The sequence below is a fragment of the Nocardia brasiliensis genome (genome assembly GCF_011801125.1).
Taxonomy (GTDB): Bacteria; Actinomycetota; Actinomycetes; order Mycobacteriales; family Mycobacteriaceae; genus Nocardia; species Nocardia brasiliensis_C.
The window spans coordinates 5,736,611-5,761,380 of sequence record NZ_CP046171.1; the positions used below are offsets into that span (position 1 = coordinate 5,736,611).

Genomic DNA, 24,770 nt, shown 5'->3' on the forward strand with positions numbered 1-24,770 from the left:
CGGCTGCGTCCGCCGGTCGATCACCCCCGTGACCGGGCATCGTCGGCGACGCCCGTATGCCGCGCGGGAGAGCCGAACTCAGCCCACACGGCCTGAAAGGCCGGTCGGGACAGCCGAAACGGCCCCGGAGGCGAGCCTCCGGGGCCGTTGTTGCGGTCTTACCGCGTGTTCCTAGCGGCTGCGACGAGCCGGCGCCTTCTTGGCGGCCGTCTTCTTCGCGGGCGCCTTCTTGGCGACGGTCTTCTTTGCCGCAGTGGTCTTCTTGGCCGCGGTGACCTTCTTGGCGGGGGCCTTCTTGGCCGCGGCCTTCTTCACCGTGGCCTTGGCCGGAGCCTTCTTGGCTGCGGTCTTGGTCGCAGTCGCCTTGCGAGCGGCGGTCTTTGCGGGTGCCTTCTTGGCAGCCTTCTTCGCCGTCGTCTTGGCGGGGCCCTTGGTCGGGGTCGCCTTCTTGGCGGCGGTCTTCTTGGCCGCCGTCTTCTTCGCAGCCGCTTTCTTCGCTGCCACCGGGGCATTCGCGCCGCGCTTGACGGCCGGACCGCTCGCCGTGAGCTTCTGCTTGCCGGCGATCACGGCCTTGAACTGAGCGCCCGGACGGAACGCAGGCACCGAAGTGGGCTTCACCTTGACCGTTTCGCCGGTGCGCGGGTTCCGGGCGACGCGAGCCGCACGCTTACGCTGTTCGAACACACCGAAACCGGTGATTGTGACGCTTTGACCCTTGTGCACCGCGCGCACGATGGTGTCGACCACATGCTCGACTGCCGCGGTGGCCGTGCGCCTGTCCGTACCCAACTTTTCGGTCAGAACGTCGATCAGTTCCGCCTTGTTCATTGAATCCTCCGCAGACTAATGGCCCGTCGTCGGACCGACTAGGTACCACGGTAAACCCACAATGGGCAAGAGTCTATGTGCCACGCCAAAATTCATGTGGTTTAGCACACGTCCAGCTATCGGCCCCCTGCCCATCCAGCTAACCCGGCGAGGTGTTTAGGACTGCGAAATACGTGCCGGGAGGGTAGTGGGTTTCCATGCTGGCCTTGCGTTTTCGAACTCGGCGATGGTGTCGTCGCGGCGCAGAGTGAGCCCGATGTCGTCCAATCCCTCGAGCAGACGCCACCGCGTGTAGTCATCAATATCGAACGGCAACACGGCGGTTCCGGCGGTCACCGTGCGTGCCTGGAGGTCGACAACCAATTCCAGACCGGGCTGTTCCTCGAGCAACTTCCAGAGCATTTCGACATCGTTCTGTGACATCTGAGCGGCCAGCAGACCGCCCTTACCGGCATTGCCACGGAAGATGTCGGCGAACCGGGACGAGATCACCACCCGAAAGCCGTAGTCCGACAGCGCCCAAACGGCGTGCTCACGTGAGGATCCTGTGCCGAAATCCGGACCGGCCACCAGCACACTTCCCCGCTTGTAGGGCTCGGTGTTGAGAATGAAGTCCGGATCCGATCGCCATGCGGCGAACAGTCCGTCCTCGAATCCCGTGCGGGTCACCCGCTTCAGGTACACGGCCGGGATGATCTGATCGGTATCGACATTGGAACGGCGCAGCGGCACGCCGATCCCCTGATGCACGGTGAAGGCTTCCATTGATTCTCCTGAGTCGGTAGAGGTGTCGCGCCCGGTCAGTCCAGATCCGCAGGCGAGGACAGGGTTCCGCGGACCGCCGTCGCGGCCGCTACGAGCGGGGAAACCAGGTGCGTGCGGCCGCCTTTGCCCTGGCGGCCCTCGAAGTTCCGGTTCGAGGTGGAGGCACAGCGCTGGCCCGGCGCGAGCTGATCCGGATTCATTCCCAAGCACATTGAGCACCCCGCCTGGCGCCATTCGGCACCCGCGGCCGTGAAAATGTCGCCCAGTCCTTCTAATTCAGCCTGTGCGCGAACCCGCATCGACCCCGGTACAACCAACATTCGCACTCCGTCGGCGACCCGGCGTCCCTTTAAAATCCCGGCCACGGCACGCAAATCCTCGATGCGCCCGTTGGTGCACGAACCGACGAATACGGTGTCGATCGCCACATCGCGCAGCGGGGTTCCCGGCGCCAAATCCATGTATCGCAGCGCTTTCTCCGCCGACTCGCGCGCCGTCTCGTCGGCTATCCGCGCGGGATCGGGCACCGATTCGCCAAGGGGCGCGCCCTGTCCCGGGTTCGTGCCCCAGGTGACGAACGGGGTCAGCGCGTCGGCGTCGATGTGCACCTCGGCGTCGAAAACCGCGCCCTCGTCGGTCTTGAGCGCCTCCCAGGCGGCCACTGCTGCCGTCCAGTCGTCCCCCTGCGGGGCGTGCGGCCGTCCCGCGAGGAATTCATAGGTTGTTTCGTCAGGGGCGATCATGCCCGCCCTGGCGCCCGCTTCGATGGACATGTTGCAGATGGTCATTCGCGCCTCCATCGACATCGCGCGAATGGCCGCACCGCGATACTCCAGCACATAACCCTGGCCGCCACCGGTGCCGATCTTGGCGATGACGGCGAGAATCAGGTCCTTGCTCGTCACGCCCGGCGCCAAAGTGCCGTCCACGGTGATCGCCATCGTCTTGAACGGGCGCAGCGAGAGTGTCTGGGTGGCAAGCACATGCTCGACCTCGGAGGTGCCGATGCCCATCGCCAGCGCGCCGAACGCGCCGTGCGTCGAGGTGTGACTGTCCCCGCACACCACCGTCATCCCGGGCTGCGTCAGGCCCAATTGCGGGCCGACGACGTGCACGATGCCCTGATCCAGATCGCCCATCGGGTGCAGCCGCACACCGAATTCCGCGCAATTGCGCCGCAGGGTGTCCACCTGGGTGCGCGAAATGGGGTCGGCGATCGGCTGGTCGATGTCGACGGTCGGGACGTTGTGATCCTCGGTCGCGATGGTGAGATCGGGCCTGCGCACCCGCCTGCCCGCCGCCCGTAGCCCGTCGAAGGCCTGCGGACTGGTCACCTCGTGCACGAGATGCAGATCGATGTAGATCAGGTCGGGCTCGCGCCCGGCGCCCTCGCCCGCGCCGCGGGCGACGACATGCTGCTCCCACACCTTTTCGGCCATGGTGCGCGGCTGTGCCATTCTCGGTCACCTTTCGACAAGCATCCGGTCCGCGATCGGGGCTGTGAACGCGGCGACGGCTGCACAAGTTGCTGCTCGGATATGCGAGATCGGATGTCGCGTGGCGAGAATCCGCGCCGGGGGAAGTCTCCGCGGCGGTGGATTTCCCAGCATCCGAGACGCTAGTATCGTTCTATGAGACAGCATAGCGGCATCGGCGTCCTCGACAAAGCAGTGGCGGTGTTGTACGCCGTCGCCGAGCACCCCTGCGGTCTCAACGAGCTGTGCGCCCGCACCGGACTGCCGAGGGCCACCGCGCACCGGCTCGCCGTCGGCCTCGAGGTACATCGGCTGCTCGCCCGCGACAACGGCGGCCTGTGGCGGCCCGGCCCCGCCCTCGCCGAGCTCGCCGCAGGAGCCACCGATCCGCTGCTGGAGGCCGCTTCGGCGGTGCTGCCCCGGTTGCGTGAGATCACCGGCGAAAGCGTCCAGTTGTACCGCCTGGACGGCAATGCGCGCGTCTGTGTCGCGGCGATGGAACCACCGGTCGGCCTGCGCGACACCGTCCCCGTCGGCGCCCGCCTGCCACTGACCGCGGGATCGGCCGCCAAAGTCCTGCTCGCCTGGGCCGATCCCGAGTTGCAGCGCACCATCCTGGCCGACGCGGTCTTCGGCGAACGCGCCGTCACCGAGGTGCGCAAGCGCGGGTGGGCGCAGAGCGCGGCCGAGCGCGCGTCCGGCGTGGCCAGCGTCTCCGCGCCGGTGCGCGACGCGGGCGGCACCGTCATCGCCGCCGTCTCGGTATCTGGCCCGATCGACCGGATGGGCCGCAGGCCGGGCGCGCGCTGGGCCGCCGACCTGGTCGCCGCCGCCGAGGCACTGCACAAGCGCCTATAACACGTTCTAGAAATCTGCCTCTAGAGTTGGCCCATGGGAGTCAACCAACGGGCACAGATCGTCATGTCCGATACCGAGATCACCGAGTTCTTGCAGCGCAGCCGCATCGCGACGCTCGCGACCCTCGGCAAGGACGGCAGGCCGCACCTGACCGCCATGTGGTACGCGCTGCTCGACGGCGAGATCTGGTTCGAGACCAAGACCAAGTCGCAGAAGGCGCTCAATCTGCGCCGCGATCCGCGCGTCACCTGCATGGTCGAGGCCGGCCAGACCTATGACCAGTTGCGCGGCGTCGCGATCGAGGGCCGTGCCGAGCTCGTCGACGATGCCGACCGGCTCTTCGCCGTCGGCGTCAGCGTGTGGGAGCGCTACACCGGGCCGTACAGCGAGCAGGCGCGTCCCATGGTCGAGGCCATGCTGCACAAACGCAGCGCCATCCGGGTCGTCCCCGAGCGCGTCCGCAGCTGGGACCACCGCAAGCTCGGCCTGCCCCCGATCCCCTTCGGCGGCACCACCGCACAGCCCCTGGATTGACCCGTCCCACTCGCTGGGACACCAGCGCGCCCACCCGAGTCGGGGACGCGCGGCGATATCGACCTGACATCGCCTCCCCCGGCGACTACCGTCGAACCGTTCGACACCGAATCGGCCGGGCACCGCCGCCCACGGGCTGTGGCGCACGACCGCGACGACGAGGAGCAGGCGATGGCGGAATCGGGAAGTTCCCAGAGCTCAGGCAGTTCCGAGGGCGCGAGCGCCGAAGAATTGAAGCGAAAGTTCAAAGAGGCGCTGGACCGCAAGAACAACAACCACGCCCGAACCGCCGACCATCTCGACGGCCGTTCCAAGGCATCCGCAACCCACGGCAACGCCAGCCACAAACGAGAGTTCCGCCGCAAGAGCGGATAAAGCCCCAGGCCCTCCACCCCGGAGGGCCTCATTTTTTTCCAGCCGCAAACCAGCGAGCGCACCCAACCACAAGTCCCCCTCAGCCAGGCCCGATCCCCAGCATCCAGCACAGCAACCCACCCCAAGAACCCAAGAACCACCCACCACGGGAAGCGAAGCGACCCCACCCCAGGGCCGCGAAGCGACCGCCCCCACAACCCGACCCGACCCGACCCAACCCCCACCCTCCCCCGAAAACCCAACCACCCCCACCAGGAATGCGAAGCGACCGACCCAAGGGGAGCGAAGCGACCCCGCAGCGGGGGTCCGGGGGCGGCAGCCCTCCGGGTGGGGCGTGGGGGCTTCGCCCCCACAAAATACGCGGAAACCAGAAAAGGCCCACGCTCTGTGTGAGCATGGGCCTTCCATCTGGTTGTAGCCCCGACGGGATTCGAACCCGCGCTACCGCCTTGAGAGGGCGGCGTCCTAGGCCGCTAGACGACGGGGCCCTAAGACAGCTTCTCGTTGGCACGAGGAGCACCTTGTGATCTTTCGATCTGGAGGCTCGGTTAGCTTAGCTTCCCGAGGCGTGGCGACCAAATCGCCAGGTGCTGTTCGATTTTCGGTCGCGCACCGATTGTCGTCAGCGTCTCTCTCCGCTGGGGTACCAGGACTCGAACCTAGAATGGCTGAACCAGAATCAGCTGTGTTGCCAATTACACCATACCCCAATGACCTGGTAATTCGGCCTCGCAGTCTGGCTGACTGGGAGGCCGTGTTCCGGCCGAGAAGAAGAGTACCAAACGGCTACCCGTTTACTACAAATCGGCTGGTCCAGGCCATGTTTTAGGCCGTTTGGGCCGGGTCAGGCGGTGGCCGACCACTCCTGGGCGGAGCGGAGGCGCTCGAGACTGACGTCGCGGCCGAGCAGTTCGAGGGACTCGTACAGCGGCGGGCTGATGTGCGATCCGGTGACGGCGACGCGCACCGGTGCGAATGCCTTGCGCGGTTTGAGCCCCAGTTCGTCGATGAGCGCGGTTTTGAGCGCCGCTTCGATTGCGGGGGTGGTCCACTCGTTCAGTGGCTCCAGCGCGGTAATGGCGGCTTCCAATACCGGCGTGGCTTCGGCGCCGAGATTCTTGGCCCCGGCCGCCGGGTCGATCGCAAATTGTTCGGCGGGCGCCAACAGAAAACGCAACAGTTCCCAGGCGTCGGACAACACGACGATCCGGGTCTGCACGAGTTCGGCCGCCGCGGCGAAGAGCTTCTCATCGATTTCGGCGCCGATATGCGAGCGATCGGTCAGATACTCGCGCAGCCGATGGGTGAAATCTCCGGTCTCCAGCAATCGGATGTGCTCGGCGTTGAGCGCGTCCGCCTTCTTCTGATCGAAGCGTGCCGGATTCGAATTCACTTTCGATATGTCGAAGGCGGCAACCATCTCCGCCATCGTGAACACATCGTGGTCATCAGCGATGCTCCAACCGAGTAATGCCAGGTAATTCAGCAAACCCTCGGGGATGAAGCCGCGGTCGCGGTGTACGAACAGATTCGACTCGGGGTCGCGCTTGGACAACTTCTTGTTGCCCTGACCCATCACGAACGGCAGGTGTCCGAACTCCGGGGTGAACTCGGCGACGCCGATCCGGCGCAGGGCGCCGTAGAGCGCGATCTGGCGGGGGGTGGAGGAGAGCAGGTCTTCACCGCGCAGCACGTGGGTGATCTTCATCAGCGCGTCGTCGACCGGGTTGACCAGCGTGTACAACGGCTCACCGGTGCCGCGGGTGAGCGCGAAGTCCGGCACGACACCCGCCTTGAACGTGGTCTCGCCGCGCACCAGGTCGTGCCAGGTGATGTCTTCGTCGGGCATCCGGAGCCGAATCACCGCGGTGCGCCCGGCATCTCGGTAGGCCTCGATCTGCTGCGCGGTGAGGTCGCGGTCGTAGTTGTCGTAGCCGAGTTTCGGGTCGCGGCCCGCGGCGCGGTGGCGGGCTTCGACTTCCTCAGGGGTGGAGAAGGATTCGTAGGCCTCCCCGGCTTCCAGCAACCGCCGGACCACATCGAGATGCTGGTCCCTGCGCAGGGATTGGCGGTACGGCTCGTAGGGGCCGCCCACTTCGGGGCCTTCGTCCCAGGTGAGCCCGAGCCAGCGCAACGCGTCCAGTAGGGCGCGGTAGGACTCCTCGGAATCCCGTGCCGCATCGGTGTCTTCGATCCGGAACACGAACTTTCCACCGTGGTGCCTGGCGTATGCCCAGTTGAACAACGCCGTCCGGATCAGGCCGACGTGCGGCGTGCCGGTCGGTGACGGGCAGAATCGGACCCGTACTTCAGTCATGGCTCTCTTTCGATGATCAGCGTTTGGCGGCAACAGGATTGATGAGCGTGCCGATGCCCTCGACGGTCACCGACACCTGCTGGCCGGCCTGCACGGGGCCGACGCCTTCCGGTGTTCCGGTGAGGATGACGTCGCCGGGCAGCAGCGTCATCACGGTGGTGATCCACTCGATGAGCTTCGGGATGTCGTGCAGCAGAAGTGAAGTGCGACTGCGCTGGCGGACCTCACCGTCGAGTTCGGTGACGATTTCCAGATCCGAGGGATCCAGAGCGGTTTCGATCCAGGGGCCGAGCGGACAGAAGGTGTCGTAGCCCTTGCCCCTGGTCCACTGTCCGTCGTGGCGCTGCTGGTCGCGAGCCGTCACGTCGTTGGTGACGGTGTAGCCCAGTACCACGTCCAGCGCGCGGGCGGCGGACACGTCCTTGCACGGCCTGCCGATCACGACGGCGAGTTCGCCCTCGTAGTCGACCTGAGAGGAGCTGGGCGGCAGGATGATCGGCGCGTTCGGCCCGATGATCGAGGTGTTGGGCTTCATGAAGATCACCGGGTCTTCCGGTGCGGGGCCGCCCATTTCGGCCGCGTGCGCGGCGTAGTTCTTGCCGATACAGATCACCTTGCTCGCCAGGATCGGGGCGAGCAGCCGCACGTCGGCCAGCGGCCAGCTCCGTCCGGTGAACGTCGGCGTTCCGAACGGATGTTCCGCGATCTCCTTGGCGATGCTGTCGCTTCCTTCTCCTTCGATGCTGACGAACGCGACCCCATCGGGACTGGCAACTCGACCTAGACGCATGTCCGGCAGTCTATCGACCCGCTTCCACCTGCCCGAACGCACCCGACCGAGCGGTAACGGCCCTGCGGCACCGCCGTTGTGAGCGGGTCGACATCCGCGCGGTTCGCACACCAGCGCCGCACGGTGTGAGAGATCGCTCACCCGCGAAATCCGCTTGCCCCCAAGGTGTAGCGTGGGCCATGATTTCAATAGTTGAGAAGCTCGTCCCAAATAGTGAGAAGTGAGGTGGGTCAATGGCCGCAGCGCAGACACGGACTGACATTCGACCGTGGTCGATGCTCGGGCTCGGCGTCTTCGCACAGGCGGCCAGCGCCGTTTTCGTACAGGGCGTGCCCTTTCTGTTGCCCGCGTTGACCGATCGCGGCATGCATCTGGCCGCGGCGGGACTCCTGGTGGCGATGCCGACGGTCGGCCTGGTCTGCACGCTGGTCGCCTGGGGCGTGGTGGTCGACCGGATCGGCGAGCGCAAAGTGCTGGTCAGCGGCCCCGTGCTGATGCTGGCGGCCGGCCTCGCCGCGGCCTGCACCACGAACAACCTCGCACTGGGCGCGCTGCTGCTGCTCGGCGGCGTCGGCGCGGCGAGTACCAACGGCGCCAGCGGCCGCGTCATCGTCGGCTGGTTCCCGCCGCAGCGCCGTGGCCTGGCAATGGGTATCCGGCAGACCGCGCAGCCGCTCGGCGTCGCCATCGCCGCACTGGCCGTGCCCGCCGTCGCCGCGACCTACGGTGTGTCCGCGGCGCTGCTTGTGCCCGCCGGGATGGCGGGCGTGGCCGCGGTCGGCTGCCTGATCGGGATCGTCGATCCACCCCGCCCCGAGGGGGCCGAAACCGACGCGGCGTTGCGTGCCAACCCCTATCGGGGTGATGCGACGCTGTGGCGCATCCACGCCGTCTCGGCGTTACTGGTGTTACCGCAAGGCACCGTATGGACTTTCGCGCTGCTGTGGCTGCACCGAGATGTCGGCTGGTCGCTGGCGGCGGCGGGACTTCTGGTCACCGCCACTCAAATCCTGGGCGCCGCAGGCCGAATCGGCGCGGGCGCGTGGTCCGACCGGGTCGGCAGCCGCATGGGTCCGCTGCGGATCGTGGCGATCGCCGCCGCGTTGTCGATGGCCGGACTGGCACTGGCCGCCTGGACCCACATGTGGTGGGCGGCAATACCGTTGCTGGTGGCCGCCTCGGTGATCACGGTCACCGACAACGGCCTGGCCTTCACCGCGGTCGCCGAGATCACAGGCCCGTACTGGAGTGGCCGCGGTCTCGGAATCCAGAACACCGGCCAGAACCTGGCGATGGCCGCCGTGCCGCCGGTGTTCGGCGCGCTCATCACCGCGAGCGGTTTCGCCGCCGCCTACGCCGTTGCCGCCGCACTGGCGGTGGTCGCGGTGCCGCTGGTTCCGCCGGACCGAGCGACCCAATAGTCCCGCCGCACTGACGGATTGGTCCAGTTCGTACCGATTCTCCCACTTCGCCCCGATGTCGGGTTTAGCGACATGGTGTTGCCAAGTGTACGATGAACTTCTTCCGTCGTCGTGACCAGGAGTGTCCCTTGCCGAGGATCGACGCACCAACTGTCGCCGAACACCGGGCGAACCAAGAGCGGGCGCTACTAGACGCCGCACGCGTTGTGTTGTTACAGAAAGGGCCACAGGCGGTTACGCCCGCGACCGTCGGCGCGGCCGCTGGGCTGGCCCGCAGCAGTGTCTACAAATACTTCCGCTCCGGCGACGAGATCCTGTCCAAGATCGTCTCGGATGCGTTGGCCGAGTGGGGCGAACGCGTCAGGGACACCGTCGAACGGGCCGAGACGCCGGCCGGCCAGGTGGAGGCCTACGTCCGAACGACCTTGGCACTGGCCGCATCCGGCGCACATCGCATCGCGATACTCGGCGGCACGCTCCCCCGCGACGAGGCCGCGCGCCGCGACCTCACGCACGCACAGCACGATCTGGCCGCACCGCTGCGCGCGGCACTGGACCATATGGGCACTCCCGACCCCGAACTGACCGCGGACCTGATCGACGGCGCGCTCGGCCGGGCCATCGAACGGATCGATGCGGGCCGCCTGCACGACGAGATCGCGCCGGAGACAGTCGCGTTCGTCCGTCGCGCGCTCGGCATCAGCCATCATCCGCACCGCGCCCGCGGCAAGGGCTGATCGCACGGTCCACCATGGCGAGCTGCCGCACAACGACTTTCGATCATGAACGACCCGGCACCGACCGTCCAGTATTGACAGAGTCGGTCAAACCTCAAGCAGTGCAGCGGGATCGAAGGTGACCCGGAACGGCCGGTCGGCTTCCACCACGGCGTCGAACATCGCGCCGGGCCCGACCACCTGATCCGCGCCGTAGGTGTCGCCGGTCAGCACCAGTCGATGCACCCGCACCGCGGGTTGATGCTCGACGATCCAGTACTGGGGTATGCCTGCCGCCGCGTACTCGTGCACCTTGCGTACCCGATCCGTGCGTTCGGTCCCGCCACCCGGCGCGAGCACCTCCACCACGAGCCGGACCTCGTGGCCCGGAACGAGTTTGGGCACCTCGGCGACCACGGCCGCGCGCGCCACGTCCCTGGGCACCACGATGATGTCGGGTTTGCGAACTCCACCGCGCGTGCTGATCTCCCAGCCGCTGCCGACGCACAGATGCACAGCCGCGCCGACCGCGCCCGCATCGATGAACCGCCCCAGCCGCTGCGCCACGTGATTGTGCCTGGCCCCGGACTCGACCTCGACCAGCCAGCCGTCCTCGAGCTCGTACCCCTTACCGCCGCCGGGCAATCCACGCAGATCCAGCGCGGTGTACGGCCCGCGACTCGACCGCGCTCGCCGCATGTTCACCCGCGCCTCCGTTCACCAGACGAGCCGTAGGTCGACAACCCACGGACGCGCACCCATGGCATCGACACCCCACTACGCGGTATTCCCACTCGATCCGGGAACACACAGCGACCGAAGAATAAAGGCCCCGCACCGACGATCCGGTGCGGGGCCCCATTCGACGCTTCCCGATCAGACGACGGCCGCGATGCGGTCACCGATCTCGACCGTCGACGCGCTGCCCGACCGCGCGGCGAGGTCCTTGGCGACGGCGGACTCGATGCGCGCCGCGGCGTCGGCGTTGCCGAGGTGATTCAGCAGCAACGAGACCGACAGGATCGCGGCGGTCGGGTCCGCCTTGGACTGACCCGCGATGTCCGGCGCGCTGCCGTGCACCGGCTCGAACATGCTCGGGTTGGCGCCCGAGGCATCGATGTTGCCGCTGGCGGCCAGCCCGATGCCACCGCTGACGGCGGCCGCCAGATCGGTGATGATGTCGCCGAACAGGTTGTCGGTGACGATCACGTCGAACCGGCCGGGATCGTTCACCATGTGGATGGTCGCGGCATCGATGTGCTGGTAAGCCGTTGCCACATCGGGGAATTCGGCGGCGACCTCGTCGACGGTGCGCTGCCACAGCGAACCGGCGAAGGTGAGCACGTTGGTCTTGTGCACCAGCGTGAGGTGCTTGCGCCGAGCCTGGGCCTTCGCGAAGGCGTAGCGCACCACGCGCTCGATGCCGAACCGGGTGTTGGTGCTGACCTCGGTCGCCACCTCGTGCGGGGTCTCGACGCGGATCGCGCCGCCGGTCCCGGTGTAGGGCCCCTCGGTGCCCTCGCGGACCACCACGAAGTCGATGTCGGGGGTGCCCGCCAGCGGACTGGTCACACCGGGGAACAGCTTGGACGGACGCAGATTCACGTGGTGATCCAGCGCGAACCGGGTGCGCAGCAACAGCCCGCGCTCGAGCACGCCGCTGGGCACCGACGGATCACCGATGGCACCGAGCAGGATCGCGTCATGCTGCTTCAGTTCCGGCAGCACGGACTCGGGCAGGATCTCACCCGTCGCGTGGTACCGCTTGGCGCCGAGGTCGTACTCGGTCTTCTCGACACCGGGCACCACCACGTCGAGCACCTTGAGCGCCTCGGCGATGACCTCGGGCCCGATCCCGTCACCCGGGATGACAGCAAGCTTCATGACAGCAACGCTCCGTTCGGTCGATCAGAACAGGTCGACGACGACGACCTTGGCGGCGCCGACGGATTCGCCGATCGCGGCCTCGACCTCGGCGGGCACCTCACGGTTGACGCGCAGGATCACCGTCGCGCCTTCCTTGTCCACGTCCTGGCTCAGCTGGGCGGCGAGAATATCGATGCCCGCCTCGCCGAGCTTGGTGCCGATCTTGCCGAGCGCGCCCGGCTTGTCCTCGTAGTTGAGAACGGCGACGTTGATGCCTTCGGCGCGCATGTCGTAGTTGCGGCCGTTGATGTTGACGATCTTCTGCACCTGCTGCGGCTCGGTCAGCGTGCCCGCCACGTTCAGGGTGCGACCGTCGCCGAACACGGCGCGCAGGTCGACGACGCTGCGGTGGCTCGGGCTCTCCGACACCGTGTTCACGGTGGCGGTGATGCCGCGGTCCTTGGCCAGCGCGGGCGCGTTGACGAAGGTGACCTGGTCCTCGACCAGCGCGGAGAAGATGCCGCGCAGCGCCGAAAGCTCCAGCACCGCAACGTCTTGCGCGGCGAGCTCGCCGCGCACCTGCACCTCGACGCTCACCGGGAGCTCACTGGAGAGCGCACCGAGCAGCGCGCCCTGCTTGCGCACGATGTCCAGCCACGGCGCGACGTCCTCGCCGACGCTGCCGCCGGTGACGTTCACCGCGCCGGGCACGAACTCGCCGGCGAGCGCGAGCAGCACCGACTTCGCGACATCGGTGCCTGCCCGGTCCTGCGCCTCGGAGGTGGACGCGCCCAGGTGCGGGGTCACCACGACCTGCGGCAGCTCGAACAGCGGGCTGTCGGTGCACGGCTCGGTCTCGAACACGTCGAGGCCCGCGGCGCGCACGTGGCCGGACTTGATGGCGTCGGCGAGCGCCTGCTCGTCGACCAGGCCACCGCGCGCGGCGTTGACGATGACGACACCCGGCTTGGTCTTGGCGATGGCTTCCTTGCCGATGATGCCCTTGGTCTCGGGCGTCTTGGGCAGGTGCACGGAGATCAGGTCGGCACGCTCGAGCAGCTCGTCGAGGCTCAGCAGCTCGATGCCGAGCTGGGCGGCGCGGGCAGGCGACACGTAGGGGTCGTACGCGACGATCTTGGTCTCGAAGGCGGCGAGGCGGGCCGCGAACAGCTGGCCGATGCGGCCGAGGCCGACCACGCCGACGGTCTTGCCGAAGATCTCGACGCCGTTGAACTTGCTGCGCTGCCAGGTGTGTTCGCGCAGCGTGGCATCGGCGGCCGGGATCTGGCGCGCGGCGGCGAGCAGCAGCGTGACGGCGTGCTCGGCTGCGGTGTGGATGTTCGAGGTCGGCGCGTTGACGACCATGACGCCGCGCTCGGTGGCCGCGGGCACATCGACGTTGTCGAGGCCGACGCCGGCGCGGGCGACGATCTTCAGGTTCTTGCCTGCCTCCAGGACCTCGGCATCGACCGTGGTCGCCGAGCGCACGAGTAGCGCGTCGGCTTCGGGCACCGCGGCGAGCAGAGCCGGACGGTCGGGGCCGTCGACCCACCGAACCTCGACTCCGTCACCGAGCGCGTCGACGGTCGACTGGGCAAGCTTGTCGGCGATCAGGACAACAGGACGGCCTGCTTGGCTCACTGTGGAGTACTCCTGGGGAAAGGGGTCGGCAATTACCGCCGATCAGCTTAGTGTGCGCGTTTTCGGCGATTGCTACCCCCTGGTAGGCGGCCGTCGTCAGTAGCGGGAATCCCCCTGGACCCGAGTGGGTCGAGCGGCCGCCGAGTGCCCCAAGCGCACCCGCCCAGGCACCGCGAAACGAGAAGGGCCCCGCACCGCTCGGGTGCAGGGCCCTTTCCGCCAGACGCGCCGCAATGGCGCGCGGCCCGGCCGATCAAACGGCCGTTACGTTTGTTCAGCGACCGCCGAAGGATCCCGTCCACAGGGTGTTGACGATTCCGTGCAGAGCGGCACCGAAGGTGTCCAGGAAACCACCGAGGGCAGCGCTACCGGTGTCGATGATAACGGGGATCATTGAAATACCTCTTCATTGGAAGACAATCCAGTTGTACTGGCTGACACAGGACACATCGGCCGCCGAGCAAATGCGGTTACGGAATTCGATCATTTAGTGACATAGGTAACAGTCTCATCACGAAGAACACCTGGTCAGACGTCCAACTGGCATGTAAGACCTGATGATCGGGGTCTTGACCGCACGGAGACGGCCCACTTGAAGCGAGCACCGTAAACATAAATTCTCTCTGAGAATTCACTTGCGCGCCCATAAGAGGCATCGCTTCACCTCATCGAAAGGCCGTGACCTGAGCCGTAGATGAAAACGTCGGGTTACGCATTCGTAGGTTGTCGAAAGGTCCGCGCACGCAACGGAAACAAAATCCTCGCGAGACCATCGGAAAGGCGTAGACAAGAAGGCCGATGACCGCGACTTCGGTGGCCGAATAACGCGTCACATAGCACGGGTACTAACTGACGGCGGCGACCGCACGCGAGAACGCGCGCACCCGGGCGGTCTCGCGATTGCGATGCCACACCAGCCCGAGCCGTGAATGCGCCAACCCGGTCACGGGCACGAAGGTGACCTCGGGCCGGTCGTGGAACACGGCCGTGGGATGGCACAGCAGCAACGCGCCGCGGCCCGCGGCCACCAGCTCGATCCCCTCCCACAGCGTGCCCACCTCCGGCCCGGCGGCGATCGGCCGCCCGCCCGGCGTGACGTCGAGCGCCTGCGCCCGTCGCCAGTACTCCGGGGCGGGCCCGTGCACGCCGATCAGCGCGAACTCGGCGAGCTCCTCCGCGGACAAGCCGCCGCGCCCCGCCATCGGATGGTCCCGGTGCATCGCCAGCAGCTGCGGCTGCTCCGAAAAGACCTGCCCCAGCACGAGGTCGCTCTCCCCCATCGGCAACAGCACCACCGCGATGTCGACCTCGCCACGCTGCACCGGACCGAACGGGTCGCACAGCGGTATCTCGATCACCTCGGTGGCGCAGGACGGGAAGCGGTCGGCGAACAGCGCGACGGCGGCCGCGAGATTCTCGCTCGTCGAGCCCTGAAATCCGATGCGCAGCAAGCCTTCCATGCCGCGCGCCGCCGCACGGACGCCGTCCACCGTCGCGCGCAGCGCGTGGTACGCGGGACGTAACTCGGTCACGAACTCCTTGCCGAGCGGGGTCAGCGCGACCTTGCGGCTGGTCCGCTCCACCAGCCGAGCACCGACCCGCTGTTCCAGCGACCGCAGCAGCTGACTCACCCGGCTCTGCGAGACGTACAGGCGATCGCCCGCGCGTCCGAAATGCAGTTCCTCGGCCAAGACGAGAAAGGCCTCCAGCTCGCGCACTTCCAAGCCAGTCATGGCTCCCTCTCCACCGTCGATGAATCCAGCTCATAGAACGATGAGAGCTTCGCCGTTGTTTCCACCTGGCCCGAAGTCGTTGGCTGGAGGCATGACACAGGTTCGAGAAGTTCCGAGCCCAGCACCGGACACGCGTGATTCGACCCGGCGCGGCTGGCTCGGCGTCGGTGCCGTGACGGGTGCCACGTTCACCGTCGTCACCTCGGAGATGCTGCCGGTCGGGCTGCTCACGCCGATGAGCGACACGCTGCGGGTGAGCGAGGGGGCCGCCGGGCTCTCGCTCACCGCCACGGGTTTCGTCGCGGCGGCGGCCTCACCGCTGCTGCCCGCCGCACTGCGCCGGGTCGACCGCAAACTCGTGCTGTGCGGCCTGCTCGCGGTCCTGGTGCTCGGCAACCTCGGCTCGGCCCTGGCGCCGAACTTCGGCGTCATGATGGCCGCGCGGGTGTTCGTCGGCATCGCGATCGGCGGCGTCTGGGCGATCGCGGCGAGCATGGCGGCGCGGCTGGTGCCCGCGCGCTCGGTCGGCACCGCGACCGCCCTGGTCTTCAGCGGTGTCGCGGTGGCCTCGGTGGTCGGTGTGCCCACCGGCACCTATCTCGGCGCGCTCGCGGGCTGGCGCACGGCCTTCGTGGTCACCGCCGGCCTGGCGCTCGTGGTGCTGCTCACGGTGGCAATTGTGCTGCCGACACTGTCCGCGACCCAGGGCGTCGCGCTGCGCGACGCCCTGCGGCTCACCCGCAGGCCGCAGATGAGCACCGGACTGCTGGTCATCGCGTTCCTGGTCACGGGCCACTTCGCCGCCTACACCTACATCCGCCCGCTGCTGGAGAAGGTGACCGGCGTCGGCGCGAGCACCATCGGCACCCTGTTGCTGATCTATGGAATCGCCGGTGTCGTCGGCAATTTCGGCGCGGGCACCACCGGAGTCCGCAATCCGCGGCGGACGCTGCTGACCATCGGTGTGCCGCTGGCCGCCACCGTGCTGCTGATTCCGGCGCTGGGCGGTTCCCTGCTCCTGGCCGTGGTGCTCATGGTGGTGTGGGGCCTGTCCTACGGCGGTGTCTCGGTGACCGCGCAGAACTGGGTGTTCGCCGCGGCGCCGGACGCCAACGAGGGTGCTTCCTCGTTGAACGCGGGTGTCTTCAACGGCGCCATCGCCCTCGGCTCGCTGCTCGGCGGCCGGATGGCCGACGGGTTCGGCGTCACCTCGGCGATGTGGCTCGGCGGCGCGCTGGTGCTCGTCGCGCTGGCGATCGCTGCGGTCAGCCCCACCCCGGGACGCCCTGAACAGCGCGGATAGCGAAAAACGAGGTGCGCCGAAGATCATCGCCCGCATAGCATCGGCCCATGTCCCTGCGCGCCATCCCCGCCTCGATGGACCCGACCGTGGTCGGGTCCATCGACGACGAGCTGGACCGGGTCGCGCGCGAGCATCGCGTCTCGGTCCGGCTGGCCATCGAAAGCGGGAGTCGCGCTTGGGGTTTCCCGTCGCCGGACTCGGACTACGACTGCCGGTTCGTCTACGTGGCGAGCCTGGACACCTATCTCTCGCCGTGGCGCACCCGCGATGTCATCGAGACGCCGTTGGCCGGGCTGCTCGACGTGAACGGCTGGGACCTGGCCAAGGCGCTGCGCCTACTCGTCGCGGGCAACGCCGTGCTGATCGAGTGGCTGATGTCGCCGATCGTGTATCGCGGCGACCCCGCGTTCCGCGACGAGCTACGCGAGCTGGCCGACGATGTCGCCGACCGTAACCGGGTGGCCAGGCACTACCTGCATCTGGGCGGTAAGCAGTGGGAGTTGTTCGACCGCAACCGATCGCTGAAGAAGGTGTTCTACGCACTGCGGCCCGCGATGGCACTGCGGTGGTTGCGTCAGCATCCGGACGCAGCGGTGGCGCCGATGCATCTGCCGACCCTGATGGACCAGTGCGAGCTACCCGCGGATCTGGTCGCCGCGGTCGCGGAGCTGACGGAACTCAAGTCACGCACCCGCGAAATGGGCAGTGGCACAGTACCATTGCCCATATCGTCGTTCATCGTGGACGAATTCGACTGTGCCGCAGATGCTTTCCCGAAGACACGGGAGCCGGATCTGGCACGCGCACAAGCGCGCACGGCGGAGTTCTTCCGCAGGGAAGCGATGCGATAGCCCAGGTAGGGTCGTTTCGGGACCCCCAGAAACGGTGAAAGGCCCCTCACCGCGCCGGTGTGGGGCCTTTCCAAAAGCTGGGGAGCGAGATCAGAGAACGCGAACGTCCTGCGCCTGCGGGCCCTTCTGACCCTGGCCGATTTCGAACTCCACGCGCTGCCCCTCGTCGAGGGACCGGAAACCCGAGCCGCTAACAGCCGAGTAATGCACGAAGACGTCGGGGCCTCCGCCGTCTTGCGCGATGAAGCCGAAGCCCTTCTCGCTGTTGAACCACTTCACAATGCCCTGAGCCATTTCATACTTTCTGTAGACGAGCCAGATTCTGACAATGGAATGTCCTGGTCTCGTAGATCAACGATGCCATGATCCGACGAATTTCTCCACATCTACCCCCACCAACTGTGAGCAAGCCAACCCTCACGGTGGGCTGTGGCGGTCACCTCCCCTGCTTCGACAGGCCCCGATCCGGGAAATCCAGGCGAAACAGGCGCGGCGACACCTGCGTCTCCAGTCGGGCGTGTTCGTCGGTGTCCTCCGACGAATCGGCCCGCGCCGCATCGATCATAAAGTCCGGTATGGGCGACACCGCCGCGATGCGGGCGCGCGGGCGGAGCCGACGCGCGCGCGGCACGCACGGGCGCCACCCCGGGGTTGCCGCCTCGATCGAGGGTCACCGGCCCGGTCCGACCACCTCGATCCACAGGGCTTCCCCTCTTCGGCGAGCACGTCGCCGATCCTCGGTGTACATCCAGTTGCCTTGTGCCGCAATGGCCATCACCATCCGCAGGACCGGACGCCGATAAGTCATCCTACGACTTTTCCCGGTGTCGCGCAGCACATCCCGGTCAGGAACGCAGGTAGCGCAGCTGGCGCGGCTTCGCCTCGGCGTTGGCCGTGCTGCCGGAGAGATGTTCGGGCACGCCGACCTCCCACCATGCCCCCGCCTCGGTCCAGGACGACGGTTGCGTGCGAACCACCAGCACCGCGGGCTTGGCCTCCCGAACCGCGGCCGCCTTGGCCTCGGCGTAGGCGGCCCGGAATTCGGCCAGATCGGTCGCGGTGAACACCGCACAACCCAGCGCGCGAGCGTGCGCGGCGAAATCCACCCGGGGCGGATCGGCGTGGGCGGTGCGGCAATCGGCATAAAAGTTGTTGAAAGGCGCGCCGCCCTGGCCCTCCTGCAATCGGGCGATTACCGCGTAGCCGTCGTTGTCGCATACGACCGCGACGAATGGGTGCCCGGCGAAAGCCGCGGAGAACAGCTCCGAATTCAGCATCAGATACGAACCGTCGCCGAGCAGCGTGGTCACCAGACCTTCGGTATGCGCCATCGCGGCGCCCCACGCACCGGCTAGTTCATAGCCCATGCAGGAGAAGCCATATTCCACGTCCATCGTCGGCGTGGCACCGGTGCCGCGCCAGCCGCCGACGAGTTCGCCCGGCATACCGCCCGAGGCGGTCATGACGTAGTCGCTCGGCCCGCTGAGCTCGTTGACGACGCCGACCACCTGGGCATAGCTCGGCGTGCCAGAGGTGTGTGCGCGCAGCTTGTCGATGTGCGCGTCCCAGGTGCTGCGCTGCGCCGCGGCGCGCGCGGTCCACTCCGGGTCCACCTGCCATTGCGTCAGATGCTCGGCCAGATCGACGAATGCGGCGTCGGCGTCGCCGACCACCGCCAGTGCGCCGTGCTTGACGGCGTCGAAGCGCGCGGCATTGATCGTGACCAGGCGGACCTCCGGCGCGAACACCGTCCACGACGCGGTCGTGAAGTCCTGCAACCGGGTTCCGACCGCGAGCACCAGATCCGCCGCTGCCGCCATGGCATTCGCGGAACCGGAACCCGTGACCCCGAGCGGACCGGCGTAGAGCGGATGCGCGTGCGGCACCAGGGTGCGGCCCGCCGTGGTCTCCACGACCGGAATCCCATGGCGCTCGGCGAATTCCAGCGCCGTGCGGCCTGCGCCCGAGTAGCGCACACCGCCGCCGAGCACCAGTAGCGGACGCGTCGACGCGCGCAGCGCCGCCGCCGCATCGGCCAGTGCACGGTGGTCGGCGCGGGAGCGCACGAGCCGATGCAACACCGGCGCGAACAGCGCGTCGGGGAAGTCGTAGGTCTCGGCTTGCACGTCCTGCGGCAGGGCGAGCGTCACCGGGCCCGCGTCGGCGGGGTCGGTGAGCACCCGAACCGCCTGCGGCAGTGTGGAAATCAGCTGCTCGGGTCGGGCGATCCGATCGAAATACCTGCTCACCGCGCGGAACGCGTCGTTGACCGTCGCGGTCGCGTCGCCGAAATGCTCGACCTGCTGCAGTACCGGGTCGGGCGCCCGCGTGGTGAAGGTGTCGCCGGGCAGCAACAACAGCGGAAGCCGGTTGGCATGCGCGACACCGGCCGCGGTCACCATGTTCAGCGCGCCGGGACCGATCGAGGAGGTCGCGACGCCCACCTGGCGTCGGTGCGTTGCCTTCGCGTAGCCGACAGCCGCCAGCGCCATGCCCTGTTCGGTATTGCCACGCCAGACCGGGATATCGGCGCGGCGCTCGTGCAGCGCCGTGCCGAGGCCGAGCACGTTGCCGTGCCCGAAGATGCCGAAAACCGCAGGAAACAGCGGTACCTCGCGCCCGTCCAGCGTCTCCGAGCGCTGCGCGACCAGCCACGCGACCAAAGCCTGTGCCGCAGTGAGTTTCATCCGATCCGTCCTTCGTGGGTGGTGACCGGGCAGCGCGGATCCGGTGCCGCGCCGTCCCAGCTGCCGCGCACCCAGCTGTGCGCCGGGTCGTCGCAGAAGGCCATCGAGCGCTGCGGTCCTGGACCCGCGAGCACGTTGAGGTAGTACATCGGGTAGCCCGGCGCGGCGATGCACGGACCGTGATAGCCGTGCGGCACCAGGAAGACGTCGCCGTCGCGCACTGCGACGTTCTCGTCCAGTGCGCCGTCGGCGGTGTAGGTGCGGTGCATGCCGAAACCGGTTCGCGAGGGGGTGACGCCGTCCGGTCCTGCGATGCGGAAGTAGTAGATCTCCTCGTTGACGACCTCGCAGTCGCTCGCCTCGTCGTGCTTGTGCGGCGGATAGGACGACCAGTTGCCGTCCGGGGTGATCAGCTCGCACGCGTTCAGCTTGTCCGCGTGGTCCCACACCCCCGGCACGCCGAAGTTGGTCACCTGGCGGGTGGCTCGGCCCGCGCCGCGAACGTCGACCGGAACCTGCTCGGCGGGTCCATATTTCGGCGTCAGCCGGTTCGTGCAGCGGGCCATCGGCAGCGCGACCTCGAGCGCGCGCTCGGCACGCAGCTCGACCTCGGCATCCCGCGGCACGTAGGCGAAGTCTGTCACCCGGGTGAAAACCGAGTCCCTACCGGCCAATTCGAAACTCATGCCGTCGACTCGCACCGTGCACGACCCGGCGAGTGGGAGCACAAAGGCCTCGAACTCGCCGGTGCGCACCGTCCGGGTCTGGCCCGCTGCCAGGGCGATCACCCGCAGGCCGGTGTAGTTCCATCCCGCGTCCTCGGGCGCGAGAGAGACCGGATCGTTGCCCGCGCCCAGGGTGCCGGCCGGGCGATGCAGCGTCATCGCGCCTCCCGCAGCATCTTCGCGGCCTGGTCGACGGCGGCCGCCACGTCACCGTCCGGCGGATACAGCAGGGTGCGGCCGACGACCAGACCGCGAACCACGTCGTGGCCGAGCGCGCCATCCCAGAACGCCAGGTCGGCCGCCGGATCGCCGGAGGGTGCCCCGCCCAGGACCACCACGGGCAGCGTGGTCGCGTCGAGCACCGAGACATCCTGTGGGGCCGGAATCTTCAACCAGGTGTAGGCGGAGGTGACACCGAGACCGGAGGCCACGGTGATGGCCCTGGACAGCGCGGGCGCGTCCTTGCTCATCACCAGCGCCCCGGAATCGTCGCGGTGGTAGGGCAAGGGCTCGACCATCGCGAGCAGGCCGTTCGCGGCCAGTTCCGAGACCGCCTGCGCGCAGGCTTGCAATGTCGGCACCGTCCCCGCGTCCGAATCGACCAGGCGCAGCAGCATTTTGCCGCCGTCGATGCGGAATCGGGCCAAGGAATCCGCGTCGTACCCGGTGAACCGGTCGTCGATCTCCCACTCCGCGCCTGCCAGGCCGCCGCGGTTCATCGAGCCGATCACCACCTTGTCGTCGAGGGCGTCCAGCAGCAGCAGTTCCTCGACGATGTCCGGGGAGCCGAGCACGCCGTCGACATCCGGATGCGCGAGCGCGACCAGCAGCCGCTCCAGCAGCGCCCGCCGGTCGGCCATCGCGGTTCGATCCGAGCCGACGCCGAGCGCACCGCGGGCCGGGTGATCGGCGGCGACCAGGAACAGGGTTTGCTTGTCCGCCAGCAGGTTCGGGCGGCGAACCCGTTTCGCATAGGCCCGCTCGACCGCCGCCGGGTCCGTCGCGCGGACGCGCAGCAGCTCACGCCAGCGTTCGTCGGTCAAATGCACCGTAGTTCCTCCGATTCCGCGTTCATCCGCCGGTTGAGCGGCATAACAGTTCTTCGATCTCCGCCTCCGTCGGCATGGCGTCGGCGCACGCCAGCCGCGAGGCCACCAGTGCCCCTGCGGCATTGGCGTAGGTGGCGATGCGGCGCGGATCCCAGTCCGCGCGCAGGCCGTGGATCAGCGCACCGCCGAAGCCATCGCCCGCGCCCAGCCCGCACACCACCTCGACGGGGCAGGGCGGCACGGTCCATCGCTCATGCTCGGTCGCCACGAGCACGCCCTCGGCGCCGCGTTTGATCACCGCGAGCCGCACGCCGCGCGCGAGCAGCCGGTCCGCGGCCGCCTCGGGGTCGGCGGTGCCCACCGCGACCTCGACCTCGGCACGGTTGCCGACGACCACGTCGACATGGTCGAGCATCCAGCCGATCTCGTCCCGCGCGGTCGCGACATCCGGCCAGAACATCGGCCGATAGTCGAGATCGAGCACGGTGTGCTCGCGTCGGGCCCGGCGCTCGAGTATCGCGCGCTGGGTGCCGCGTCCGGGTTCCGCGCTGACGCCGGTGCCGGTCACCCACAGCAGCGGCACCGAATCCACCACGTCCCACGGCACCTCGTCCACGGTGAGGGTGAGATCCGGTGCGATGGGCGCGCGATAGAACAGCAGCGGCGGATCGGCGGGCGGGTTCAGCTCGCAGAACACGACGGGGGTCAGCAGGTCCGCGGCGGTGGTCACATAGTCGGCGGATACCCCGAACTCGCCGAGCGCCTTTCGCACATAGTCGCCGAAGCCGTCCGGGCCGACCTTGGTCAGCACGGCACTGCGCCTGCCGAGCCGGGCGGCGGCCACCGCGACGTTGGTCGCGGTGCCGCCGAGCGACTTCGCGAACGATTCGACCTCGGCCAGGCCGACACCGCTCTGCTGCGGGTAGAGGTCGACACCGACCCGGCCGATGGTCAGCACGTCCAGCGCGGTCACGAGACCACCCGCTGCAATTCGTGTTGCAGCGCGTCCAACTCGGCGCCGCCGGCCATCTGCCTGGTGAGCTCGGCGACGTCGATCTCCGACTTCTCGTACGAGCCGAGCATCGCCCCGCGCTTGAGCAGCAGGAACCGATCCCCGACCGGGTAGGCGTGGTGCGGATTGTGCGTGATGAGGATGACGCCGAGCCCCCGATCACGGGCCTGCACCACGTATTTCAGTACCACTCCCGCCTGTTTGACGCCGAGCGCCGCCGTCGGCTCGTCGAGGATCAGCACCTTGGCGCCGTAGTGCACGGCACGCGCGATCGCGACGCACTGGCGCTGCCCACCGGACAGCGTGCCGACCGGTTGTTCCATGTCGCGCAGCTCGATACCCATGTCCGACAGACCTTTTCGGGCGATCTCGCGGCCCTTCGCGCGGTCGAGCAGCCGGAACGGGCCGTAGCCGATCGCGGGTTCGGAACCGAGCACGAAATTGCGCCACACGCTCATCAGCGGCACCACCGCCAAATCCTGGTAGACGGTGGCGATCCCGTGGTCCAGCGCCGCGCGCGGCGAGGCGAACCGAACCGGATCGCCCTCGATCCGCAATTCGCCGCGGTCGTGTTGATGCACGCCGGCAAGGATTTTGATGAGCGTCGACTTGCCCGCGCCGTTGTCGCCGAGGATGCAGGTGACCTCGCCCGCGTTCACCACCGTCGACACGTCCTGCAGCGCGACCACGCCGCCGTAGCTCTTGCCGAGGTCGACCGCCTCGATGAGCGGCACGGCCGCCGCCTCGCTGCCCGATGCTGTGGTCATCGGCGTACCCTTTCGGCTCGCTTCTGGAATCTGTTGTTGACCAACACCGCCACCAGCAGCAGCACACCGAGGAACAGCATGAACCAGTCACTGTCCCAGCGCGCGAACACGATGCCCTGGCGGGCCATGCCGAAGATCAGCGCGCCGATCGCGGCGCCGACGGCCGAGCCGAAACCACCGGTCAGCAGGCAGCCGCCGACCACGGCCGCGATGATGTAGTGCAGTTCCAGCCCCACACCCTGATTCGCCTGCACGCTGGCGAAGCGCAGGATGCCGCACGACCCCACCACCCAGCCGGCGAAGGCCGTGGTCATGAAGAGGATGATCTTCGTCCGGTCCGCGGGAACGCCGACCGCCCGCGCGTTCGGCAGCGCACCGCCGACCGCGAAGATCCAGTTGCCGAATCTGGTGCGCACCAGCACGATCGCGGCGATCGCGGTCAGCACGATCCACCAGATGACCGAGGCCTGAATCCGGGCGTCGCCGATATTCAACGTCGAGGCGAACACCCACCCCGCCGAGTTGTAGCCCTCGGCGCCGCGAATCCCCGACACCTGAACCGTTCCGGTGACCAGGCGGGTCACGCCGAGGTTGAGGCCTTGCAGCGCAAGGAAAGTGCCGAGCGTGACGATGAAACTGGGCAGGCCGGTGCGCATCACGAGCCAGCCGTTGAACGCGCCGACCAGCAGTGCCAGCGCCAGTGAGCCGAGCAGCGCGAACCAGACATTCCAGCCGGCGTGCACCGCGAGCAGCGCGGTGACCAGCGCGGTCGACGCGGTCATCACACCGGCCGACAGATCGAACTCACCACCGATCATCAACAGCGCCACCGCGACCGCCATGATGCCGAGCGTGGACGAATCGTCCAGCCAGGTCGCCACGCCGAGCGGGCTCAGGAAGCGGTCGGTGATGATCGAGAAGAACACGAACACGAGCAGCGCGCCGAGCGCGGCGCCGATCTCCGGACGCACGGCGAGGCGCTGCAGCAGCGAAGGCCCGTCCGGCTGGGCGGCCGGTGTGGCCGCGGCGGGTTTTGTGGCAGTAGTCATTTCGT

24 protein-coding genes and 2 tRNA genes are annotated in these 24,770 nt (G+C 67.9%); 7 read left to right on the plus strand and 19 right to left on the minus strand.

Annotated features, from left to right (window positions below; translation table 11 throughout):
• Window positions 1-171: 171 nt before the first annotated feature.
• The 3 genes from F5X71_RS26045 to leuC form a co-directional block, all read right to left on the minus strand.
• Window positions 172-831 (minus strand): HU family DNA-binding protein, encoded by a 660-nt coding sequence (locus tag F5X71_RS26045; RefSeq protein ID WP_167464386.1) that lies wholly within the window; start codon window positions 829-831, stop codon window positions 172-174.
• A 156-nt stretch (window positions 832-987) separates the two neighbouring features.
• Entirely contained in the window at window positions 988-1,596 is a 609-nt protein-coding gene (gene leuD, locus F5X71_RS26050; RefSeq protein ID WP_167464387.1) for a 3-isopropylmalate dehydratase small subunit, read from the minus strand.
• Window positions 1,597-1,631: 35 nt separating this feature from the next.
• Window positions 1,632-3,053 (minus strand): 3-isopropylmalate dehydratase large subunit, encoded by a 1,422-nt coding sequence (gene leuC / locus F5X71_RS26055; RefSeq protein WP_167464388.1) that lies wholly within the window; start codon window positions 3,051-3,053, stop codon window positions 1,632-1,634.
• 174 nt (window positions 3,054-3,227) lie between these two features.
• On the opposite strand from leuC, the gene F5X71_RS26060 reads away from it, so the two are divergent.
• The 3 genes from F5X71_RS26060 (at window position 3,228) to F5X71_RS26070 (ending at window position 4,838) form a co-directional block, all read left to right on the plus strand.
• Window positions 3,228-3,929: an IclR family transcriptional regulator gene (locus F5X71_RS26060; RefSeq protein ID WP_167464389.1), complete on the plus strand. Its 702-nt coding sequence runs from the start codon at window positions 3,228-3,230 to the stop codon at window positions 3,927-3,929.
• A 33-nt stretch (window positions 3,930-3,962) separates the two neighbouring features.
• Window positions 3,963-4,463 carry a pyridoxamine 5'-phosphate oxidase family protein gene (locus F5X71_RS26065; RefSeq protein WP_167464390.1) on the plus strand — a complete coding sequence of 167 codons (501 nt, stop codon included), beginning with the start codon at window positions 3,963-3,965 and terminating at the stop codon, window positions 4,461-4,463.
• Between the two features lie 171 nt (window positions 4,464-4,634).
• Window positions 4,635-4,838, plus strand: a complete 204-nt coding sequence (locus F5X71_RS26070; RefSeq protein ID WP_167464391.1) for a DUF5302 domain-containing protein — start codon at window positions 4,635-4,637, stop codon at window positions 4,836-4,838.
• A gap of 415 nt (window positions 4,839-5,253) precedes the next feature.
• On the opposite strand, the gene F5X71_RS26075 is transcribed toward F5X71_RS26070, so the two are convergent.
• From F5X71_RS26075 to F5X71_RS26090, 4 genes are all read right to left on the minus strand, one after another.
• Window positions 5,254-5,326 (minus strand) — tRNA-Glu (locus tag F5X71_RS26075).
• 150 nt (window positions 5,327-5,476) lie between these two features.
• A tRNA-Gln gene (locus tag F5X71_RS26080) sits at window positions 5,477-5,548 on the minus strand.
• 134 nt (window positions 5,549-5,682) lie between these two features.
• Window positions 5,683-7,155: a glutamate--tRNA ligase gene (gene gltX, locus F5X71_RS26085; RefSeq protein WP_167464392.1), complete on the minus strand. Its 1,473-nt coding sequence runs from the start codon at window positions 7,153-7,155 to the stop codon at window positions 5,683-5,685.
• A 16-nt stretch (window positions 7,156-7,171) separates the two neighbouring features.
• Window positions 7,172-7,945 carry a fumarylacetoacetate hydrolase family protein gene (locus F5X71_RS26090; protein WP_167464393.1) on the minus strand — a complete coding sequence of 258 codons (774 nt, stop codon included), beginning with the start codon at window positions 7,943-7,945 and terminating at the stop codon, window positions 7,172-7,174.
• Window positions 7,946-8,178: 233 nt separating this feature from the next.
• Here F5X71_RS26090 and F5X71_RS26095 point away from each other — a divergent pair, with 233 nt between their 5' ends.
• Window positions 8,179-9,366, plus strand: coding sequence for an MFS transporter (locus tag F5X71_RS26095; protein WP_194250732.1), 1,188 nt, complete (start codon window positions 8,179-8,181; stop codon window positions 9,364-9,366).
• A 92-nt stretch (window positions 9,367-9,458) separates the two neighbouring features.
• Complete coding sequence (locus tag F5X71_RS26100) at window positions 9,459-10,103, plus strand: TetR/AcrR family transcriptional regulator (RefSeq protein WP_275106743.1); 645 nt, start codon at window positions 9,459-9,461, stop codon at window positions 10,101-10,103.
• 87 nt (window positions 10,104-10,190) lie between these two features.
• On the opposite strand, the gene F5X71_RS26105 is transcribed toward F5X71_RS26100, so the two are convergent.
• From F5X71_RS26105 to F5X71_RS26120, 4 genes are all read right to left on the minus strand, one after another.
• The gene (locus tag F5X71_RS26105) at window positions 10,191-10,781 is read right to left on the minus strand and encodes a Uma2 family endonuclease (protein WP_203218375.1); all 591 of its coding nucleotides are present in this window, start codon (window positions 10,779-10,781) and stop codon (window positions 10,191-10,193) included.
• A gap of 177 nt (window positions 10,782-10,958) precedes the next feature.
• Window positions 10,959-11,966, minus strand: coding sequence for a 3-isopropylmalate dehydrogenase (locus F5X71_RS26110; protein ID WP_167464395.1), 1,008 nt, complete (start codon window positions 11,964-11,966; stop codon window positions 10,959-10,961).
• Between the two features lie 24 nt (window positions 11,967-11,990).
• Window positions 11,991-13,589: a phosphoglycerate dehydrogenase gene (gene serA, locus F5X71_RS26115; protein ID WP_167464396.1), complete on the minus strand. Its 1,599-nt coding sequence runs from the start codon at window positions 13,587-13,589 to the stop codon at window positions 11,991-11,993.
• A gap of 845 nt (window positions 13,590-14,434) precedes the next feature.
• A complete protein-coding gene (locus tag F5X71_RS26120; protein ID WP_167464397.1) occupies window positions 14,435-15,322 on the minus strand; it encodes a LysR family transcriptional regulator in 888 nt (295 codons plus the stop codon).
• Window positions 15,323-15,413: 91 nt separating this feature from the next.
• Between F5X71_RS26120 and F5X71_RS26125 the strand changes: the two genes are divergently transcribed.
• Window positions 15,414-16,625 (plus strand): MFS transporter, encoded by a 1,212-nt coding sequence (locus tag F5X71_RS26125; RefSeq protein WP_167464398.1) that lies wholly within the window; start codon window positions 15,414-15,416, stop codon window positions 16,623-16,625.
• A 47-nt stretch (window positions 16,626-16,672) separates the two neighbouring features.
• Complete coding sequence (locus F5X71_RS26130) at window positions 16,673-17,476, plus strand: nucleotidyltransferase domain-containing protein (RefSeq protein ID WP_167464399.1); 804 nt, start codon at window positions 16,673-16,675, stop codon at window positions 17,474-17,476.
• A gap of 90 nt (window positions 17,477-17,566) precedes the next feature.
• Here F5X71_RS26130 and F5X71_RS26135 read toward each other — a convergent pair whose 3' ends face one another.
• From F5X71_RS26135 to F5X71_RS26165, 8 genes are all read right to left on the minus strand, one after another.
• Window positions 17,567-17,770 (minus strand): cold-shock protein, encoded by a 204-nt coding sequence (locus F5X71_RS26135; protein WP_014987157.1) that lies wholly within the window; start codon window positions 17,768-17,770, stop codon window positions 17,567-17,569.
• 142 nt (window positions 17,771-17,912) lie between these two features.
• The gene (locus F5X71_RS37525; RefSeq protein ID WP_275106744.1) at window positions 17,913-18,041 is read right to left on the minus strand and encodes a hypothetical protein; all 129 of its coding nucleotides are present in this window, start codon (window positions 18,039-18,041) and stop codon (window positions 17,913-17,915) included.
• Window positions 18,042-18,321: 280 nt separating this feature from the next.
• Window positions 18,322-20,163, minus strand: a complete 1,842-nt coding sequence (gene iolD / locus F5X71_RS26140) for a 3D-(3,5/4)-trihydroxycyclohexane-1,2-dione acylhydrolase (decyclizing) (protein WP_174817138.1) — start codon at window positions 20,161-20,163, stop codon at window positions 18,322-18,324.
• On the minus strand, window positions 20,160-21,047 hold the full coding sequence (gene iolB / locus F5X71_RS26145) for a 5-deoxy-glucuronate isomerase (protein WP_167464400.1): 888 nt from the start codon (window positions 21,045-21,047) through the stop codon (window positions 20,160-20,162). Before iolB ends, iolD begins: the two co-directional genes overlap by 4 nt.
• A complete protein-coding gene (locus F5X71_RS26150; RefSeq protein ID WP_167464401.1) occupies window positions 21,044-21,937 on the minus strand; it encodes a Cgl0159 family (beta/alpha)8-fold protein in 894 nt (297 codons plus the stop codon). Before F5X71_RS26150 ends, iolB begins: the two co-directional genes overlap by 4 nt.
• A gap of 22 nt (window positions 21,938-21,959) precedes the next feature.
• Window positions 21,960-22,910 (minus strand): 5-dehydro-2-deoxygluconokinase, encoded by a 951-nt coding sequence (gene iolC, locus F5X71_RS26155; protein ID WP_167464402.1) that lies wholly within the window; start codon window positions 22,908-22,910, stop codon window positions 21,960-21,962.
• Window positions 22,907-23,716 carry an ATP-binding cassette domain-containing protein gene (locus F5X71_RS26160; RefSeq protein ID WP_174817139.1) on the minus strand — a complete coding sequence of 270 codons (810 nt, stop codon included), beginning with the start codon at window positions 23,714-23,716 and terminating at the stop codon, window positions 22,907-22,909. The genes iolC and F5X71_RS26160 overlap by 4 nt, the downstream gene beginning before the upstream one ends.
• The gene (locus F5X71_RS26165; protein ID WP_174817140.1) at window positions 23,713-24,765 is read right to left on the minus strand and encodes an ABC transporter permease; all 1,053 of its coding nucleotides are present in this window, start codon (window positions 24,763-24,765) and stop codon (window positions 23,713-23,715) included. The genes F5X71_RS26160 and F5X71_RS26165 overlap by 4 nt, the downstream gene beginning before the upstream one ends.
• Window positions 24,766-24,770: the final 5 nt, after the last annotated feature.

Coding starts and splice junctions, on each gene's coding strand:
- F5X71_RS26125 (WP_167464398.1), top strand. CDS start 15,414: ATGACACAGGTTCGAGAAGTTCCGAGCCCAGCACCGGACACGCGTGAT.
- F5X71_RS37525 (WP_275106744.1), bottom strand. CDS start 18,041: ATGATCGATGCGGCGCGGGCCGATTCGTCGGAGGACACCGACGAACAC.
- F5X71_RS26045 (WP_167464386.1), bottom strand. CDS start 831: ATGAACAAGGCGGAACTGATCGACGTTCTGACCGAAAAGTTGGGTACG.
- F5X71_RS26065 (WP_167464390.1), top strand. CDS start 3,963: ATGGGAGTCAACCAACGGGCACAGATCGTCATGTCCGATACCGAGATC.
- F5X71_RS26105 (WP_203218375.1), bottom strand. CDS start 10,781: ATGCGGCGAGCGCGGTCGAGTCGCGGGCCGTACACCGCGCTGGATCTG.
- F5X71_RS26165 (WP_174817140.1), bottom strand. CDS start 24,765: ATGACTACTGCCACAAAACCCGCCGCGGCCACACCGGCCGCCCAGCCG.
- leuC (WP_167464388.1), bottom strand. CDS start 3,053: ATGGCACAGCCGCGCACCATGGCCGAAAAGGTGTGGGAGCAGCATGTC.
- F5X71_RS26090 (WP_167464393.1), bottom strand. CDS start 7,945: ATGCGTCTAGGTCGAGTTGCCAGTCCCGATGGGGTCGCGTTCGTCAGC.
- iolD (WP_174817138.1), bottom strand. CDS start 20,163: ATGAAACTCACTGCGGCACAGGCTTTGGTCGCGTGGCTGGTCGCGCAG.
- iolB (WP_167464400.1), bottom strand. CDS start 21,047: ATGACGCTGCATCGCCCGGCCGGCACCCTGGGCGCGGGCAACGATCCG.
- F5X71_RS26160 (WP_174817139.1), bottom strand. CDS start 23,716: ATGACCACAGCATCGGGCAGCGAGGCGGCGGCCGTGCCGCTCATCGAG.
- F5X71_RS26060 (WP_167464389.1), top strand. CDS start 3,228: ATGAGACAGCATAGCGGCATCGGCGTCCTCGACAAAGCAGTGGCGGTG.
- F5X71_RS26100 (WP_275106743.1), top strand. CDS start 9,459: ATGAACTTCTTCCGTCGTCGTGACCAGGAGTGTCCCTTGCCGAGGATC.
- F5X71_RS26095 (WP_194250732.1), top strand. CDS start 8,179: ATGGCCGCAGCGCAGACACGGACTGACATTCGACCGTGGTCGATGCTC.
- F5X71_RS26135 (WP_014987157.1), bottom strand. CDS start 17,770: ATGGCTCAGGGCATTGTGAAGTGGTTCAACAGCGAGAAGGGCTTCGGC.
- leuD (WP_167464387.1), bottom strand. CDS start 1,596: ATGGAAGCCTTCACCGTGCATCAGGGGATCGGCGTGCCGCTGCGCCGT.
- F5X71_RS26120 (WP_167464397.1), bottom strand. CDS start 15,322: ATGACTGGCTTGGAAGTGCGCGAGCTGGAGGCCTTTCTCGTCTTGGCC.
- F5X71_RS26130 (WP_167464399.1), top strand. CDS start 16,673: ATGTCCCTGCGCGCCATCCCCGCCTCGATGGACCCGACCGTGGTCGGG.
- F5X71_RS26070 (WP_167464391.1), top strand. CDS start 4,635: ATGGCGGAATCGGGAAGTTCCCAGAGCTCAGGCAGTTCCGAGGGCGCG.
- gltX (WP_167464392.1), bottom strand. CDS start 7,155: ATGACTGAAGTACGGGTCCGATTCTGCCCGTCACCGACCGGCACGCCG.
- F5X71_RS26110 (WP_167464395.1), bottom strand. CDS start 11,966: ATGAAGCTTGCTGTCATCCCGGGTGACGGGATCGGGCCCGAGGTCATC.